This window comes from Rhizobium sp. CECT 9324, from assembly GCF_918741265.1.
Taxonomy (GTDB): Bacteria; Pseudomonadota; Alphaproteobacteria; order Rhizobiales; family Rhizobiaceae; genus Allorhizobium.
Genome location: NZ_CAKKMZ010000001.1, coordinates 3,998,514 through 4,015,181, shown reverse-complemented (window position 1 = coordinate 4,015,181; position 16,668 = coordinate 3,998,514). Strand labels below are relative to the sequence as shown.

Here is a 16,668-nt window from a genome sequence, read left to right as displayed (position 1 = left end):
CATGTGCAAAAGAACGACGCGATGTCCGTCGCCGTTTTCACTTTCCTTTCCAGATCGGGTCTCGCTTTTCGGCGAAGGCCCTTGCACCTTCCTTTTGATCGTCGCTCGCGTAAAGGGCGTCGACCGTTGCCAGCTGTCGTTTGGTGACTTTGTTCATGACAGTCTGGAACGGTTCGCCCTCAGCTTCACGAACAATTTCCTTGATGGCGGCATAGACCAGCGGCGGACCGCTTTCGAGCAGCCGCGCCAGTTGCCAGGCGCGGTCCATTAGCTGGTCTGCCGCGACGATCTCGTTGACGAAGCCCCAGCGGTGGGCCTCGGTGCAATCAAGCCAGCGGCCGGTCAACAGCATGTCCATGGCGATGTGATAGGGGATGCGCTTCGGCAGCTTGATCGAGGCGGCGTCGGCCACCGTGCCCGAGCGGATTTCCGGCAAAGCGAAGGTCGCATGGGTGGCGGCAAGGATCAGATCGGCCGACAGCGCAATTTCCAGGCCACCGCCGCAACAGATGCCGTTAACGGCGCAGATCACCGGCTTGTTCAGGTGACGCAGTTCCTGCAATCCGCCGAAGCCGCCGACGCCATAATCGCCATCGACAGCGTCGCCGTCGGCCGCCGCTTTCAGATCCCAGCCGGCGCAGAAGAATTTCTCGCCGGTGCCGGTGAGAATCGCCACGCGCAAATCCGGGTCGTCGCGGAAGCCTTGGAAAATCAGACCCATCTCGCGGCTGGTCGCGAGGTCGATCGCATTGGCCTTCGGGCGATCAATGATGACCTCGAAGATGCCGCCGTCGCGCCGGGTGCGAATGGGACTGTTCAACCTATGCTACCTCCTTTGTCGAATGAGGGCATCGGCCGCAACGGCACCGTGCCCATTCTTGAGGATCATCAATGGATTAAGGTCGAGTTCTTCCAGGGTTGCAGCGTTCTTTACGACATAATCTGCTGTTGCTGCGACGGTTTTGATGGTCGCTATCAGGTCGCCGCCGGTTGCGTTGCGGTAGCCATCAATGAGTTTCTTGATCTTCAAGGATGATATCGCTTCCAGAATGGCCGGTTCGGTCGTCGGAAGCGTGAGAATTGCCGAATCCTGCAGTAATTCCACCAAAATACCCCCTGCACCGAGGGTGAGAACGAGTCCGGCCAGGGGGTCGCGGATGGCACCGACGATCAGCTCGGCAACAGGCCGCTCGATCATGGCTTCGACCAGAAACTGTGACGCAATCGGTGCCATGCCTTTGGCTGCCTGTTCAACCTGCTTATGATCGCAAAGGTTGAGAAATACTGCGCCGGCCTCGCTCTTGTGGTCGATGCCAAGGCCTTTGAGAGCAACAGGAAAGCCAAGACTTGCCGCCCGTTCTGCGGCTTGTTCGGGACTGTCTGCGACCATACCCCGCGGCACGGAAACACCGCAGCCGGCGAGTTCAGCCTTGGCATCAAATTCGTTCAATGTTTCCAGCTCGCCGACAATTGGTCGGATAGCAAGCAGGGGGAGTGCGGCCGGCTTTTGCCAGGCAGACCCGATGGCGCTTGCGACTGCGGCAGCGGCAATGGTTTCATCGATGCCACAGAACGGGACGATACCCGCCTTCATGAGACGAAGCGCCACCTCCTCCGGCATGTTATCCGGCAGTGTGGCCACGATGCCGGCGAGCGCCCCCGTGTCGCATGCGGCTGCGGTTACGGCGTCGATGGTAGTGATCCAGTCGGCATCATCACAACGGTCGTTGCGGGGTAGATCTAGCACCAGCAGATTGAGGGCAAAGTCGCCAGCAAACATAGCCGCGAACGCGGCGCGCTGGCGGTCGAAATCGCCCCAGACAAAAGTGTGGTAGTCGAGTGGATTGGAGAGTGTCACCATCGCTCCCAGGCTCTCGCGCAGGAGCGTCCGCTGTTCAGCTTTCAGCGGTCCAAAATCGATCGCACTGCCCCAGGCGGCATCCGCGACCAGCGACGCCTCGCCACCGGAGCAACTCATCGAGGAGAGCCGGTTGCTGGAGAGGGCGCCTGCAACATGCAGGAGTTTCAGGGTTTCCAACAACTCAGGCAGAGTTGACACCCGGCCAATGCCGAGGCGAGCCAAGACGGCAGAGGCGACCGCATCGCCGCCAGCCAGCGAGGCAGTGTGCGAGACCGTTGCCAGACGGGCCTGTTCGGACTTCCCGACCTTGAGCACCACAACCGGTTTTCTCAATTCGCGGGAGCGATCGGACAGAACCTGCAGGGCTGCCAGACTGTCGAAGCCTTCGACATGCAGGCCGACGGCCGTCACGCGCGGATCTTCGAGGGCTGCCAGCGCCATGTCACAAAGACCGGTCTGGGCCTGGTTGCCGGCGGTCATGAGATAGGCAATCGGCAGGCCGCGGCGCTGCATGGAGAGATTGATGGCGATGTTGGAGGACTGAGTCAGGATCGCCACGCCCTTTTCCACCCGGCCGATGCCGTGCTGGTCGGGCCAGAGCAGGGCGCCGTCGAGGCCGTTGATCAGGCCGTAACAGTTGGGCCCGATGATCGGCATGGTACCGGCCGCCTCGACGAGGGCCGCCTGCAGGTCGGTGGCATCGGCGAGTTCGCCCGCCGCCTCGCTGAAGCCCGAGGCATAACAGACCGCGCCGCCCGCGCCGATGGCTGAAAGGGCACGGACGATCTCGACGGTCAGACTTCGGTTCACGCCGACAAAGGCGGCGTCGGGTGTGGCCGGCAAATCATCGACGGAACGGTAGCAGCGACGCCCCTCGATTGCGTCGAGTTTCGGGTGTACCGGCCAGATTTCTCCGGCAAAGCCCATCTTGTCGCACTGCTCGATGACGCGCCGCGCTTCCTTGCCGCCGAAGACGGCGATCGTACGGGGGCGGATGAGGCGATCGAGGGGGCGGCTGCCGGTGGTAAGTTGCAGAGATCCCTCCATTGCCATCACGCTCCAAACGGCCGCAGCAGGTCGCGGCTGATGATGTGGCGCTGGATTTCGGAGGTGCCGTCCCAGATCCGCTCGACGCGGGCGTCGCGCCAGAAGCGGCCGATCGGCAGATCGTCCATCAGTCCCATTCCACCGAAAATCTGGATGGCTTCGTCGGTGACGCGCGCCAGCATTTCCGAAGCATAGAGCTTGGCCGAGGCAATTTCCCGGTTGGCGGGCAGGCCCTCCTTGACGCGCCAGGCGGCCGAGAGCGTCAGGAGGTCGGCGGCATCGATTTCTGTGATCATGTCGGCGAGCTTGAAGGAGACACCCTGGTTGGCCCCGATCGGCTTGCCGAACTGGCGGCGTTCGGCGGCATAGGGCAGCGCCATATCGAAGACGCGGCGGGCGCGGCCGATGCAGGTGGCGGCCACCGTCAGGCGGGTGCCCGACAGCCATTCATTGGCGATGTCGAAACCTCGATCGACTTCGCCGAGAACCTGCGCCTGTGGCAGGCGGCAGTCAGTAAATGTCAGGATGCTGTTGTGATAGCCGCGATGGGAGAGGGAACCGTAGCCCTTCCTTATCTCGAAGCCCGGCGTATCGCGGTCGACGAGGAAGGCTGTGATCTTCTTCTTCGGGCCTTTTGAGGTCTCTTCCTCGCCGGTGGCGGCAAAGAGGATGACAAAATCGGCTAGATCGGCATGGGAGATGAAATGTTTGGTGCCGTTGATGATGAAGTCGGGGCCGTCGCGGCGTGCCGAACATTTCATGCCGCGGACGTCAGACCCTGCATCCGGCTCGGTCATGGCGAGAGCATCAACGCGTTCGCCACGGATGGCCGGCAGCAGATAACGCTCGCGCTGCTCGCCCTCGCACGCCATCAGAATGCCGGAAGGGCGGCCGAAGAAGACGGTCAGGCCCATGGAACCACGGCCGAGTTCCCGTTCGACCAGGGTGAAGGCGAGGGGATCGAGGCCGGCACCGCCGAGTTCTTCAGCGAAGTTACAGGCATAAAAGCCGAGTTCGATGCATTTGCGCTTGATCTCGGCGCCGACGTCCGGCGGCACGTCCCCTGTCCGCTCGACAAGATCCTCGTGCGGATAGATCTCGTTCTCGACGAAATCGCGCACCGTCTGGACGATCATCTCCTGTTCCTGGGTGAGGCCGAAATTCAACTGCTTTCTCCCGTGTTTCCCGACATGCCTTGCCCCTCAACCATGCCTTCGTCCCGCTTGCGAGGAGGCTGTGCCCGGCAGGGCCGATGAGGGGCAACGGTTTTGATCATGGCTATTTCTTCTGCCCCACCTGTCGGCCCGTGCCATCAGGCGCGGCAAGCCCGGCATGGGCGTCTGCGATCGGCCGGAGCCTGGCAAGGATGTCGGCGGGGGCGGAAACCGTCTTGCCGGCAGCCGAATTCACATGCAGCAACATCTGTTCGGCGGTGGCGATTGTGTCGTCACTCGCCGAGTCATGGATGGTGTGGAAGACATGCAGGCGCTTGTCGTCGGTCGAAAGCAGCTGGCACGTCGAATGGATCGCCTGGCCAAGCTTGGCCTCGCCGATATGGCGGATATGGGTTTCGACCGTGTAATAGCTGTGGCCGGCCTCGACATAGGCGAGATCGACGCCGATCAGGCGCAGGAGGGCGTCGGTGGTGTCGCCGAAGACCTGCAGATAACGATGCTCGGTCATGTGGCCATTGTAGTCGACCCATGCCGGGCTGACCTTGGTGTCAACGAGACGCAGGGGCTGGGAGATGTCCGGGTCGGTCTTGATGCTGCCCTTGGCCCAGAGTGATTGCTCGAAGTCCTTCAGCAGTTTGCCGGCGCCCCAGCCGTCGCCACCATTGCCACCCTTCAGCGACTGCAGGATGCCGACCAGGTTTTCGTCGCGAATGCGCTCCAGTTCGCGGATCGACAGGCCGTTTGCCTGTTCGTCCGATTGTTGGCCGATTTTCTCGACCAAGGCATCGTCGAGATCGACGACGTCGGTGAGCTTGGTCCAGGGCCATTGCAGGCAGGGGCCGAACTGGGCGAGGAAATGACGCATGCCGGCCTCGCCGCCAGCGATGCGATAGGTTTGGAACAGGCCCATCTGGGCCCATCGCAGACCGAACGAATAGCGGATGACGTCGTCCAGCGTCTCGACGGTGCAGATATCGTCCTTGATCAGCCAGAGGGCTTCGCGCCACAGGGCTTCCAGCAGGCGGTCACCGACAAAGGCCTCGATCTCGCGGGCGATATGCACGCCCTTCATGCCGATGGGGCCAAGCCGATCCATGGCGGCCTTGATCGTTTCGGGCGCGGTCTTTTCGCCGCCGACGATCTCGACCAGCGGCAGCAGGTAGACGGGATTATAGGGATGGGCGACGAACAGGCGTTCGGGGTGTTTCATGTCGCGCTGCAGGTCGGTCGGCAGCAGGCCGGAGGTCGACGAGCCGATCAGGGCGTCGGGTTTTGCGGCCGCATCGATCTTGGTCAGGACGCCGCGCTTGAGGTCGAGCCGTTCCGGCACGCTTTCCTGGATCCAGTCGGCACCTGAAACCGCTTCCTCCAGTGTCTCGCAGAAGGTCAGTTTGCCGGGTGTTGGCAGCGGTGAGCCGGTCAGCATGGCATAGGCGCGCTCGGCATTGGCCAGCACTTCGGCAACGATGCGCTTGGCTTCCGGATGTGGATCGAAGACAGCGACATCGATGCCGGCCAGGAGGAAGCGGGCGATCCATCCGCCGCCGATGACGCCGCCGCCGATGCAGGCTGCCTTGGTGATGCTGGTCATAGTCTTCCGGTCCCGCTTTTAATGAAGTCCCCTCGCCCCGCTTACGGGGAGAGGGTTACGGTGAGGGGCAATCACGAAGGTCGGAGGTCAAACCCCTCATCCTCCCTTCGGGCACCTTCTCCCCGCAGGCGGGGAGAAGGGAGGCCGCCGGCCTATCGCTTCGTCAATTTCAGTTTTTCACGGACTTCGGCCGGGCCGATGATGCGCGCACCCATGCCCTCGATGACGGTCACGGCCTTTTCGACCAGATCGGCATTGGTGGCGAGCTTGCCCTTGCCGGCATAGAGGTTGTCTTCCAGGCCGACGCGGACATTCCCGCCGGCAAGCACGGCAGCTGCCGGATAGGCCAGCGCATTGCGGCCGATCGAGAAGGCCGAGAAGGTCCAGCTTGCCGGCACGTTGTTGACCATGGCCATGAAGGTGTTGAGGTCGTCGGGCGCCCCCCACGGGATACCCATGCACAGCTGGATCAGTGCCGGATCCTCGATCAGGCCTTCCTCGACGAGCTGCTTGGCAAACCACAGGTGACCGGTGTCGAAGGCCTCGATTTCTGGGCGCACACCGAGCGCCGTCATCTGCCGGGCCATCTCGCGCAGCATTGACGGCGTGTTGGTCATCACATAGTCGCCGAGCGAAAAGTTCATCGTGCCGCAGTCGAGCGTGCAGATTTCCGGCAGGCATTCGGCGACATGGCTGACGCGCTCGGTCGCGCCGGCCATGTCGGTGGCTTTCTCGTTGAGCGGGAAGGGCGCCTCCACATTGCCGAACACCAGATCGCCGCCCATGCCGGCGGTGAGGTTGAGGACGACGTCGATATCGGCGGAGCGGATACGGTCGGTCACTTCCTTATAGAGATCGTTGCGGCGGCTGGCGGCGCCGGTTTCCGGGTCGCGGACATGGCAATGGACGACGGCTGCTCCCGCCTTGGCGGCATCGATGGCAGAGTCGGCAATCTGCTTGGGCGTGATCGGAACATGGCTGGATTTCGAGACGGTATCACCGGCTCCGGTTACCGCGCAGGTGATGAAGACGTCGCGGTTCATTGCAAGAGGCATAATGTTCTCCCTCGTTCTTGGAGGTATTACGCATCAAGATTTCGGCGCATGCTTTGCATTCTCGGAACTGTTTGATACTTTATCGGTAGCTCCGGAGGTCATCTTGCTTGCAACGTCCATCGACCGCCTCGACATCGATCTTCTGGTTTTGCCCGAGACCAACCTGATCCTGATCGCCTCAGTGATCGAACCGTTGCGCGGCGCCAACCGCATTTCCGGAAGCGAACTCTATCGCTGGCGGGTGTTCACGCCGGATGGTCATGCGGCGATGACGACCAGCCATGTGCCGATGCCCGCGGATGGGGTTTTTCAGCAAAGCACCGCGACCACACCACTCTTCGTATTGGCGAGCTATAACTGGCGGAATGCGGCGACGCCTTCGCTGAAGCGCAATTTGTCACAAAGCGCACGCTATCGCTCGGTCATCGCGGGGATCGAATCCGGGACGTGGCTGATGGCCGAGGCGAGCCTGCTCGACAATGTTTCGGCGACCGCGCATTGGGAGGACTTCGAGGATTTTGCGCTGGCCTATCCGCAGGTGCGGGCGGTCAAAGAACGTTTCGTTATCGATGGCAAGCGGATCACCACCGGCGGCTCGCTGCCGACCATGGACCTGATGCTGGAGATCATCCGTCGGCGACAGGGCTATACGCTGGCGCTCGAGGTCAGCCGGCTTTTCAGCTATGAGCAGGGTGGTTTCCAGGGTGAGGTGCAGCACACACCATCGACCGTGGGATTGCGGATGAAAGATCCGCGCGTGGCGCATGCCGTGCGGTTGATGGAGGAGAACGTTGAACAGCCGCTGACCCTTGTCCGATTGGCCCGCCGCGTCGGCATCAGCGCCCGTCATCTGCAGACGCTGTTCCAGGATGATGTCGGTGCGCCGCCGCATGTGCATTATCTGGCGCTGAGGCTGAATGCGGCGCGGCGCAAGGTCATTGAGACCAAGGCTTCGTTTGCTGAGATCGCAGCTGAGACCGGGTTCAACTCGGCATCAGCTTTTTCACGCAGCTACCGTTCCAGCTTTGCCGAAAGCCCTTCGGAAACGCGGCGGCGCTTGCGCAGGCGCTCCGCATTGGTGGAAGGTGGGTGAGCTGCCGCCATACGCCTGGCGGACGCGCTCAGGCGTCGAGGATGTCCAGGCGCATTTCCGATTCCGCATCGAAGAGATGCAGGTGAGCGGGATCGAAGGCGATCGGGATCGTGTCGCCGGGGCGCACCGGGAGACGGCCATTGAGCATGAGGATGAGCTCCGGGTTTGTGGCGGTGGCGATATAGGTGGTGGCGCCGGTGTTTTCGACCGAACCAACCGGCAGGCGCAGCATGGCTTGGTCCTCGCTGACCGGCATCAGATGTTCTGGTCTGAGACCGACGATCAGCTTTCGGCCGTCAGGAACCTCCCTGCCAATTCTGATTGTCTGTCGGGTGCCAAGGTCGAGTACCAGTGTCTGATTGTCCACGCCTGCTTCGGCGGGAATGAAATTCATCGCGGGAGACCCGATGAAGCCGGCGACAAACTTGTTGACCGGGCGGTCATAGAGATCGAGCGGCGCGCCCTGTTGCTCGATGATGCCCTGACGCATGACGACGACGTGGTCGGCCATGGTCATAGCCTCGATCTGGTCATGGGTCACATAGACGGAGGTCGCGCCGAGGCGATCGTGAAGCGCGCGGATTTCCTTGCGCATGTGTACACGAAGTGCGGCGTCGAGGTTCGACAAAGGCTCGTCGAAGAGGAAGGCCTTGGGGTGGCGGATGATCGCGCGGCTCATGGCGACACGCTGGCGCTGGCCGCCGGATAGCTCACGCGGGTAGCGGTGGAGAAGATTGGAAAGTCCGGTGGTGGCGGCCACTTCCTCGGCTGCCTTGCGGGCATCGGCCTTTTTCACCCCGCGGATACGCAGGGAATAGGTGAGGTTTTCCTCCACCGTCATGTGCGGATACAGCGCGTAGGACTGAAAGACCATGGCAAGGTCGCGCTTGCGCGGCGGCACGCCGTTCATGCGTTCACCGGCGATGACCAGATCGCCCGCCGAAATGCTTTCAAGCCCGGCCAGCGACCTGAGAAGGGTGGATTTTCCACAGCCTGACGGCCCGACGAGTGCGACGAAAGAGCCTTTCTTGATGCGCAGGTCGATGTCGCGCAGCGCGTGATAGGCACCATAGTATTTGTTGACGCCGGAGAGTTCGATCTGGTGGGTCATTTGAGGGCTCCAGACGTGAGGCCGGAGACGATCCGGCGTTGCAAGAGAACAAAGATGGCAAGGATCGGAGTGACGTAGATCGTCGCAAAGGCCATGATATTGTTCCATTCATTGGTGTTCGGCCCCATGAAGGAATTCAGACCGACGCTGGCTGGCTGGTATTCGACGGCCTGGATGATCGACTTGGAATAGACGAATTCACCGAAGGCCTGCATGAAGATCAGGATCGCCGAGACCAGGATGCCGTTGCGAGCCAGTGGCAGTACGATGTGGAAGAAGGCGCCTATGCGGGAATTGCCGTCGACAAGGGCCGCTTCCTCCAGTTCCATCGGCACGCTCATGAAGGTGGCGCGAACCAGCACGACAAAGAAGGGCATGCTTTTCGCCGCGATCGCAATGATGACCGCGAGGCGCGGATATTCGAGAATGCCGATCTGCGAGAAGCCGACGAATATCGGGGTGATCATCAGGGAGGCTGGCAGGACCTGCAGCATCAGGATGAGGAACAGTCCGACATCAATCCAGCGATTGCGATAGCGAGCCAGAACATAGGCGCAGCCGGTGCCGAGCACGGTGATCAGGCTGACGGCACCGATGGCGATGACCAGCGAGTTCCACATATGCCGGGCAAGATTGCGGCTTTCCCAGACATAGGCATAGGTGCCCCATTGCGGGTCGCTGGGCCAGAAGCTCGGTGGCGTGGCAAACATCGCCGAGCCACTTTTGAGCGTCGTGATATACATCCAGTACAGGGGAAACAGATAGATCGCTGCCAGTACGAGAGCGATCAGCAGCATGATGCGATTTCGGCTGGTCTCGCTCATCCGCGCACCTCCTGGCGGGTCGACCGGACATAGACGACCGAGGCGAACATGACGAAGACGATCATGATGACGGAGATCGTGGCCCCTTGCGCGAAGTCGTATTGTTTGAACGAAAGATCCCAGGCCCAGTATTGCGTGACATTGGACGAATTGTTCGGTCCGCCTGAGGTGATCGCGGCAAATAGGTCGAACTGCTGCAGGGTGAAGATTAGCCCGAGCGAGACGATGGCACCGATGGTCGAGCGCATCATCGGCAGCGTGATCGTCCAGAAGCGCTGCCAGACATTGGCGCCGTCGAGTTCGGCGGCCTCATAAAGGTCCTTCGGGATGCCGGACAGGCCGACGGAGAGCAAGATCATGTTGAACGAGGTTCCGAGCCAGATATTGGCGATGATGACGGCCCAGAGCGAATATGTCGGATCGGAACGCCAGAAGATGTTGGCTGAGATGATGCCGCTTTCGCGCAGGATAAAATTGAGCACGCCGAAATCGCCTGACAAGATCCAGTTCCAGATCGCGCCGACGACGAGGCCGGGCATGACCCATGAGACGAGAAAGAGACCGCGCAGCCATGATGACCCGGGAAAACCGACCCAGAAGAACAGGGCGAGGCCGAAGCCGATGAAGAACTGGCCGGCAATCGAGGCGATCACGAAGATGGCCGTGTTGGCGAGGATCGGCCAGGTCTGCGGCTGGGCGAACAGCGTGGCGTAGTTCTTCAGGCCGACAAAGGGCCGGAACAAGCTGCCGAGCGAAAACATGTCCACTTCCTGGAAGCTCATCAACACGTTGTAGAGCAAAGGCAGGCCGGACATCAGGAAGAGGAAGCCGAGCGGAAAGGCCACGAGGCCAATGTCGAAGCCCCGCCCGTCGGTCAGGCTGGATATGAACTTGCGCATGGATGTCTCCGCACGATGCATCGCCCGGCTTTGGCCGCCCCCCGGGTCAGGGAAACGAGGGACGGCCGTCCGGGGAGGGTTTGGGGGGCTGGCGCGGTAGTGAGGCTGCGCCAGCCGATCGCTTAGCCGAGTACGGCGTTGATCTTTTCCGCGGCCTGATCAAGGGCATCCTTTGGCGACATCTGGCCGGTGAGGGCAGCCTGGATGGCGTCCTGGATCGCCTTCGAGATTTTCGGCCATTGCGGGTGCGGACCGCGGGCCTTGGCGTATTTCAGCTGCTCCTGGAAGACCTTAAGGCCGGCATCCTTCTTGTCGTTGCCGGTGGCCGGAAGCGTGATGTCGGAGCGCGCCGGCAACTGGCCGTAATTTGCAAACATCTTGTCATCCTGCGAGGCGAAGTATTCGAGCGCCTTGAAGGCTTCTTTCGGGTGCTTGGTGGACGAGAAGATCGCCCAGTTGAAGTCACCCATCGCCGACGAGCGTTCCGCGCCGGCTTCCGGCACCGGCAGCAGGGCCACGCGCCAGTCAAACTTGGCCTCTTCGGACATGCGGTTGAGTTCCCAAGGCCCCGAGATTGCCATCGCAGCATTGCCGGAATTGAATGTGCCGGTCGAATCCCACTGACCGCGCGTCAGACTGTCGGGTGAGGCCAGTTTTTCGGCCATCAGCGTCTTCCAGGCCTCAAGGGCTTTCACGGGGCCGTCCGAATTGATCTTCTCATAGCCGCCGCCGGCCATCTGGGCCCAGGGCAGGAACTGGAAGGTGCCTTCTTCGCTGGCCTTGGCCGAGAAGGCGAGGCCGTAGACGTTCTTGGCCGGGTCGGTCAGCTTGCGGGCAGCATCGAGAAGTTCGTCCCAGGTCTGTGGCGGCTTATCCGGGTCGAGGCCTTTTTCCTTGAACATGTCGGCATTGTAGTAGAGCGCGATCGTGTTGGTCGCCTTCGGCACACCGAACAGCTTTTCATCCCAGGTGACCGAATTGAGCGGGCCGGGGAAATAATTCTCCTTCTTGATCACGCTTGAGGCCGCGATCTTGTCGGTCAGGTCGAGGAAAGCGCCGCGCGAGGCAAAGAGCGCGTGCTCGGGATTGTCGATCGCGATAATGTCTGGCGCCTGGCCGGTCGAGAAAGCGCGCATGGCCTCGCTGACCACGTCGTCGAACTGGATCAGCCGGTATTCGACCTTGATGCCCGGCTCCTTTTCGTCGAATTCCCGGGCGAGGTTCAAGGCCGGCTGCTCCGGTTTGTCGAGGCTCCAGATGGTGATGGTGACTTCGTCGGCTGCGTAAGCCGCCACGGCAAGGCTTGAGACGGAGGCTAGCGCGATTGCGCCGGCCATCAGTGAATTGCGGATAAACATGCTCTCCTCCTTGGGGTTGGACCATTGATCCCGCCAGCTTCCTCCAAGCCGGCAGGCAGTCTCATTGCGGGTCGGTGACGAATTCGCCCCCCCGGCAATTCTTCAGATAGTTCAGGCCGTGGACCTGGCCGGTCATTTCGAGCGCATCGCGGTAGACCGGATCGTGCCAGCCCTCGATATCGATGGATCCCGACCAGCCGGCAAGGCGCAATTCGGAAATCACATCCGCCCAGTTGGTGTCGCCGAAACCCGGCGTGCGCATGAAGACGAATTTTTCCTTGCCGAAGATGCCGTGTTCACGGATCACGTCCCAGCGGATGGTGGCGTCCTTGCCGTGGACATGGAAGAACTTGTGGGCCCATTTGCGAATCTGCGGCAAGGGATCGATCAGATAGACCATCTGGTGGCAGGGTTCCCACTCAAGACCGATATTGTCGTCCGGCGTCTCGTTGAAAATCAATTCCCAGGCATCCGGATTGTGGGCGATGTTCCAGTCACCGGTCTGCCAGTTGCCGTCCATGGCGCAATTTTCGAATGCAATCTTCACGCCCTTGTCCGCGGCCCGCTTGGCAAGCTCGCTCCAGATCTCCCTGTAGCGCGCAAGACTGTCGGTCAGCGGCTTGTTGCGGATGCGGCCGGTGAAGCCGGCGATGCAGGTGGCACCGAAATGGTGGGCGTTGTCGATGCAATCCTTCCAGCCCTGCAGCGTCTGCAGGTCCATGTCGGTTTCCTCGAGTGGATTGCCGAACATGCCGAGCGTCGAGATGGTGATGTCGCGATCGCCGATCGCCTCGACGCAGCGCTTGCCGAGATCGGCGAGATCCTGGCCATTGGTGGTCTGCCAGAAGAAGGGCTCGAAGCTTTCGAAGCCCATGTCCGCGATCTGGCCGATGCGTTCCGCGGCCTTGCCGCCACTTGCGCTGACCATGGTTCCGATGCGGATCGATTTGGCGGGATTGCTCACGGAATTAGTGTCCTTGTTGTTCAATGTTCACGGGCATGCCTGTGCGTGCGCTTTCGATCGCGCCGAAGACCATGGCGAGGCTCTTGATGTTATCGGCACTGACGGTCTCGGGCTGCGTGCCGGTGCGGATGGCGCGAATGAAATCGGTAATCACGCTGCGATGGCCGTGCGTGTGATCATCATCGGGTGCCGGTGCAACCTCAAGCGTCGTGAAGCCATGCAGCAGGCCGGGTTCGTTGCCCGCGACGGAGGCCTCGAAAGCGTCTTCACCATCCCAGGTCAGCATGCCCTTCGAGCCGACGAGGCGCCAGGCGCTTTCCCAGCTGGTGCGACGTCCTTCCGCGCACCAGGAGCCGCGATAGGTGAAGACCGCGTCGCCGGACAGGCGGAATGTCGCATTGGCAGATGCGCCATGGGCGTACCAGGAGCCGGACGGGTTGGTTTCGATGCAATAGGCGGAAAGAGGGGTCTTGCCGGACACGAAGCGGGCGGCGTCGAAGGTGTGGATCGCCATGTCGAGCAACAGCACATTGTCCATGGCCTCGCGGAACCCGCCGAAATGCGGACCGAGGAAGAAGTCGCAATGGATTCCTGTCAGCTCGCCGATCAAGCCTTCGTCGACAGCACGACGGAGACGACGAACACCGGAGATGAAGCGGCGATTCTGGACGACGGCGTGCATGCGGCCGGTCTTGGCCGCCAGAGCGGTCAATTCTTCAGCCTCCTGCATGGAGGCTGCGAGCGGCTTTTCGGAGAGGACATGGCAGCCAGCAAGAAGACCGGCGGAGACGACGGCCCGGCGCGCCTGGGGCACGACAACATCGAACAGAAGATCGGCTTTTGTTGCCTCAAGCACGATACCGAGATCTGTGCCGATGGCGATGCCGCGCAGGCCGAACTCTTCCGCCAGCGCTTCGGCGGTCGCACGATCGAGATCGACCATGCCGACGATTGTCACGCTTTCCTTAAGCTCGGGCGTCGATTGAAGCGCATTCAGCCACCCTCTGGCCATAGCTCCGCATCCGCACAAAACGGCTCTGTATGTCACTGGTATCCTCCCAAGGGATAGACCGAAACTCCTCTTTCGATCTTTCCCGTAAACGTTTACGATACTAGGAACAGGTGCCGTCCTGTGTCAATAGGGTTTCGTAAACGATAACGGTGCGTGGGCTGGGAGCAGGTTTCATGAAAGGCATTCGCCAACTCGCAGACCATCTCGATATTTCCATCGGGACGGTTTCGCGTGCCTTGAACGGCAAGCCTGATGTCAACGAGGAAACACGCCGCCGCGTGCTGGAGGCGGCAGAGCAACTGGGCTATGTGGCGAACCAGGCGGGTCGCTCTCTGCGCAAGGGCGCGACGGGCATTATCGGCTTCATGATGCAGACGGGCCATGAGATCACGGGCCAGGGCGATACGTTTTTCATGAGCGTCTTCGACGGCGTGCAGGCGGTGTTTGCGCGGCACAAGCTCGATCTTGTCGCCCTTTTGTGTTCATCTGAGGAAGATCCCGACGACTATCTGAAGCGCGTGGTTGCCCGCGGTTTCGCCGATGGCATCATTCTCTCCGCAACGCGTCGGCATGACCATCGTTTCGAGTTTCTCGACCGTGCGAAGATCCCCTTCATCACGCTGGGCCGTAGCCAGACGGATGTCGGTCAACCTTGGTATGACCTGGATTTCGAGGGTATCGCCGATCAGGCTGTCGATCGCCTTGTCAGCAAAGGACACAAGCGGATCGCGATTTCCCGGCCGCATGATGACATCAATCTGGGGCACGTGTTTGTCGAACGCTGCCGGGAGGCACTGGCACGGCATGGCTTGCAGTTGGCTGAAAATCATATCTTTCGTTCGAAGCCGAATGAAACCGGGGGGTACCAGATTGCCCGTGATCTGATTGCATGCACGGATCGGCCCACCGCAATTGTGCTGGTCAACGAAGCAACGACCATTGGCCTCTATCGCGGTCTGGAAGAGGCGGGCCTGAAGCCGGGCAGGGATGTTGCGGTGATTGGCCAATACAGCCCGCAATGCCAGTTCTTGTCACCGCGGCTGACCTGCTTCAGTCTGTCGCTACGCGATCTTGGCATCGCCCTGGCGGAAAGCCTGCTCGCGACCATGCCGGCCTTCTCGCAACACTATCCCCAGGCTGCCCGCCGACAACTGTGGCCCATGACGCTTGTTGAAGGTGACAGCGACCACGGCGGTGTGTCTGCCTAGCCGGCATTTGATCGCGCATTCCCCGGGAACTTGTCGGGCTAGTTATGCATTCTCGAAGAACTGCAGAAGTTAGAATACCAATCTGGTAGAGATTGTTGACACGAGGCGAAATTGTGACGAAACTGTGACCGTTGGTTATGATGACCGCAACAGACGGAAGGATGAAAAATGCCCCACAGTGTGGAAACGCTTTCTTTCGATCTTTTTGGTCTTGCACGGCGGCTGGTGCCCTCAACCGATACAGCGTTGCGGGCGTCGGAGACGAAGCGGCCCGTGGTTGCGAAACATGATGACGATACGGATGCCGCCGATTGCCGGCGTCATGAGATATTCTTCTGGGGTATGTTCCCCATTCTCTAGTCGGGAGTAGATGATGGCCTTTGCACCTTGCCAAAGTCAGCAACGCGACGCTGTTCGTAACAGCGCACGCTTTTGGTCCGACAAATGCGCCCTGGCGGTTGCAGTGTTGTCCATCAGCTTCATAGCGGGACTGCTCTTCGTGCTGTAACGTGAAGCCAACACAGCTTAGGTGTTTCAAAGGCTCCTGGAGGGCGAGCCTTTACACGATAGGGCCTGATGCTGAATTCGGCACGTGGGCTTTTCGAGCACGCGGCCCATGTGAGCCAAACGGTCATCGGAGCCGAAAGATAAAGCGGCCAAGTCGGTAGAGGCATTCTCCTTCCCTGTAGTCCGACACAAGCAATTTTCAATGGATTTCGGAGCTGAGCATGACACTTCGCATCAACCAACTTGCACCAGATTTTTCGGCCGAGACCACGCAGGGAGCGATCAGTTTTCATGAATGGATCGGCGAAAGCTGGGCCGTGCTGTTTTCGCACCCCAAGAATTTCACGCCGGTGTGCACCACCGAACTCGGTGCCATGGCCGGGCTGGACGACGAGTTTCGCAAGCGCAATGTCAAGGTCATCGGCATTTCGGTCGATCCTGTCGACAGCCACGTCAAGTGGAAGCAGGACATCAAGACAGCCACCGGTTTCGAGGTTGCCTATCCGCTGATCGGCGACAAGGATTTGAAGGTTGCCAAGCTCTACGACATGTTGCCGGACGACGCGGGCGAAAGTTCGGAAGGTCGTACACCTGCCGACAATGCGACTGTTCGCTCCGTTTATGTCATTGGCCCGGACAAGAAGATCAAGCTGATCCTGACCTACCCGATGACCACCGGCCGCAACTTCGACGAGATCCTGCGTACGATCGACTCGATCCAGCTGACCGCCAAGCACCAGGTGGCAACACCCGCAAACTGGAAGCAGGGCGATGACGTCATCATCACGGCGGCCGTCTCCAACGAAGACGCGATTGCCCGCTTCGGTTCCTTCGATACGGTTTTGCCTTACCTGCGCAAGACGAAACAGCCGCAGGCCTGACGGGCGGTCGCAAGACCGAATGTAGTTGTGAAATCGCCCGGTCTCCGGGCGATTTTGCATTTCAGACACCGCGGCATGATCG

General features: G+C 60.7%; 14 protein-coding genes. 3 read left to right on the top strand and 11 right to left on the bottom strand.

The features are described from left to right. Positions 1–37: 37 nt before the first annotated feature. From LQ231_RS19395 to LQ231_RS19375, 5 genes are all read right to left on the bottom strand, one after another. The gene (locus tag LQ231_RS19395; protein ID WP_230173062.1) at positions 38–820 is read right to left on the bottom strand and encodes a carnitinyl-CoA dehydratase; all 783 of its coding nucleotides are present in this window, start codon (positions 818–820) and stop codon (positions 38–40) included. Between the two features lie 6 nt (positions 821–826). Next, a complete protein-coding gene (locus LQ231_RS19390; RefSeq protein WP_230173061.1) occupies positions 827–2,908 on the bottom strand; it encodes an acetate--CoA ligase family protein in 2,082 nt (693 codons plus the stop codon). A gap of 5 nt (positions 2,909–2,913) precedes the next feature. Further along, a complete protein-coding gene (locus LQ231_RS19385; protein WP_230173060.1) occupies positions 2,914–4,074 on the bottom strand; it encodes an acyl-CoA dehydrogenase family protein in 1,161 nt (386 codons plus the stop codon). Positions 4,075–4,186: 112 nt separating this feature from the next. Further along, on the bottom strand, positions 4,187–5,674 hold the full coding sequence (locus LQ231_RS19380; protein WP_230173059.1) for a carnitine 3-dehydrogenase: 1,488 nt from the start codon (positions 5,672–5,674) through the stop codon (positions 4,187–4,189). 152 nt (positions 5,675–5,826) lie between these two features. After that, positions 5,827–6,729, bottom strand: coding sequence for a 3-keto-5-aminohexanoate cleavage protein (locus tag LQ231_RS19375; RefSeq protein WP_230173058.1), 903 nt, complete (start codon positions 6,727–6,729; stop codon positions 5,827–5,829). Between the two features lie 103 nt (positions 6,730–6,832). On the opposite strand from LQ231_RS19375, the gene LQ231_RS19370 reads away from it, so the two are divergent. Next, positions 6,833–7,822, top strand: coding sequence for a GlxA family transcriptional regulator (locus LQ231_RS19370; RefSeq protein WP_230173057.1), 990 nt, complete (start codon positions 6,833–6,835; stop codon positions 7,820–7,822). A 28-nt stretch (positions 7,823–7,850) separates the two neighbouring features. Here the strand turns inward: LQ231_RS19370 and LQ231_RS19365 are convergent, their stop codons facing one another. From LQ231_RS19365 to LQ231_RS19340, 6 genes are all read right to left on the bottom strand, one after another. Then, a complete protein-coding gene (locus LQ231_RS19365; protein ID WP_230173055.1) occupies positions 7,851–8,933 on the bottom strand; it encodes an ABC transporter ATP-binding protein in 1,083 nt (360 codons plus the stop codon). Further along, on the bottom strand, positions 8,930–9,757 hold the full coding sequence (locus LQ231_RS19360) for a carbohydrate ABC transporter permease (RefSeq protein ID WP_230173054.1): 828 nt from the start codon (positions 9,755–9,757) through the stop codon (positions 8,930–8,932). Before LQ231_RS19360 ends, LQ231_RS19365 begins: the two co-directional genes overlap by 4 nt. Further along, entirely contained in the window at positions 9,754–10,656 is a 903-nt protein-coding gene (locus LQ231_RS19355) for a sugar ABC transporter permease (protein WP_113143001.1), read from the bottom strand. Before LQ231_RS19355 ends, LQ231_RS19360 begins: the two co-directional genes overlap by 4 nt. Positions 10,657–10,778: 122 nt before the next feature. After that, positions 10,779–12,014 carry a sugar ABC transporter substrate-binding protein gene (locus LQ231_RS19350; protein WP_230173053.1) on the bottom strand — a complete coding sequence of 412 codons (1,236 nt, stop codon included), beginning with the start codon at positions 12,012–12,014 and terminating at the stop codon, positions 10,779–10,781. 61 nt (positions 12,015–12,075) lie between these two features. After that, positions 12,076–12,978, bottom strand: a complete 903-nt coding sequence (locus LQ231_RS19345) for a sugar phosphate isomerase/epimerase (RefSeq protein ID WP_230173052.1) — start codon at positions 12,976–12,978, stop codon at positions 12,076–12,078. 4 nt (positions 12,979–12,982) lie between these two features. Then, positions 12,983–14,026 carry a Gfo/Idh/MocA family oxidoreductase gene (locus LQ231_RS19340; RefSeq protein ID WP_230173051.1) on the bottom strand — a complete coding sequence of 348 codons (1,044 nt, stop codon included), beginning with the start codon at positions 14,024–14,026 and terminating at the stop codon, positions 12,983–12,985. Positions 14,027–14,163: 137 nt separating this feature from the next. Between LQ231_RS19340 and LQ231_RS19335 the strand changes: the two genes are divergently transcribed. Both LQ231_RS19335 and LQ231_RS19330 read left to right on the top strand, forming a co-directional pair. Further along, positions 14,164–15,198, top strand: coding sequence for a LacI family DNA-binding transcriptional regulator (locus LQ231_RS19335; protein WP_230173050.1), 1,035 nt, complete (start codon positions 14,164–14,166; stop codon positions 15,196–15,198). Between the two features lie 728 nt (positions 15,199–15,926). Beyond that, a complete protein-coding gene (locus LQ231_RS19330; RefSeq protein WP_113143031.1) occupies positions 15,927–16,586 on the top strand; it encodes a peroxiredoxin in 660 nt (219 codons plus the stop codon). The last annotated feature ends 82 nt before the right edge of the window (positions 16,587–16,668 follow it).

Coding starts and splice junctions, on each gene's coding strand:
- LQ231_RS19390 (WP_230173061.1), bottom strand. CDS start 2,908: ATGGAGGGATCTCTGCAACTTACCACCGGCAGCCGCCCCCTCGATCGC.
- LQ231_RS19380 (WP_230173059.1), bottom strand. CDS start 5,674: ATGACCAGCATCACCAAGGCAGCCTGCATCGGCGGCGGCGTCATCGGC.
- LQ231_RS19375 (WP_230173058.1), bottom strand. CDS start 6,729: ATGCCTCTTGCAATGAACCGCGACGTCTTCATCACCTGCGCGGTAACC.
- LQ231_RS19365 (WP_230173055.1), bottom strand. CDS start 8,933: ATGACCCACCAGATCGAACTCTCCGGCGTCAACAAATACTATGGTGCC.
- LQ231_RS19360 (WP_230173054.1), bottom strand. CDS start 9,757: ATGAGCGAGACCAGCCGAAATCGCATCATGCTGCTGATCGCTCTCGTA.
- LQ231_RS19355 (WP_113143001.1), bottom strand. CDS start 10,656: ATGCGCAAGTTCATATCCAGCCTGACCGACGGGCGGGGCTTCGACATT.
- LQ231_RS19350 (WP_230173053.1), bottom strand. CDS start 12,014: ATGTTTATCCGCAATTCACTGATGGCCGGCGCAATCGCGCTAGCCTCC.
- LQ231_RS19335 (WP_230173050.1), top strand. CDS start 14,164: ATGAAAGGCATTCGCCAACTCGCAGACCATCTCGATATTTCCATCGGG.
- LQ231_RS19330 (WP_113143031.1), top strand. CDS start 15,927: ATGACACTTCGCATCAACCAACTTGCACCAGATTTTTCGGCCGAGACC.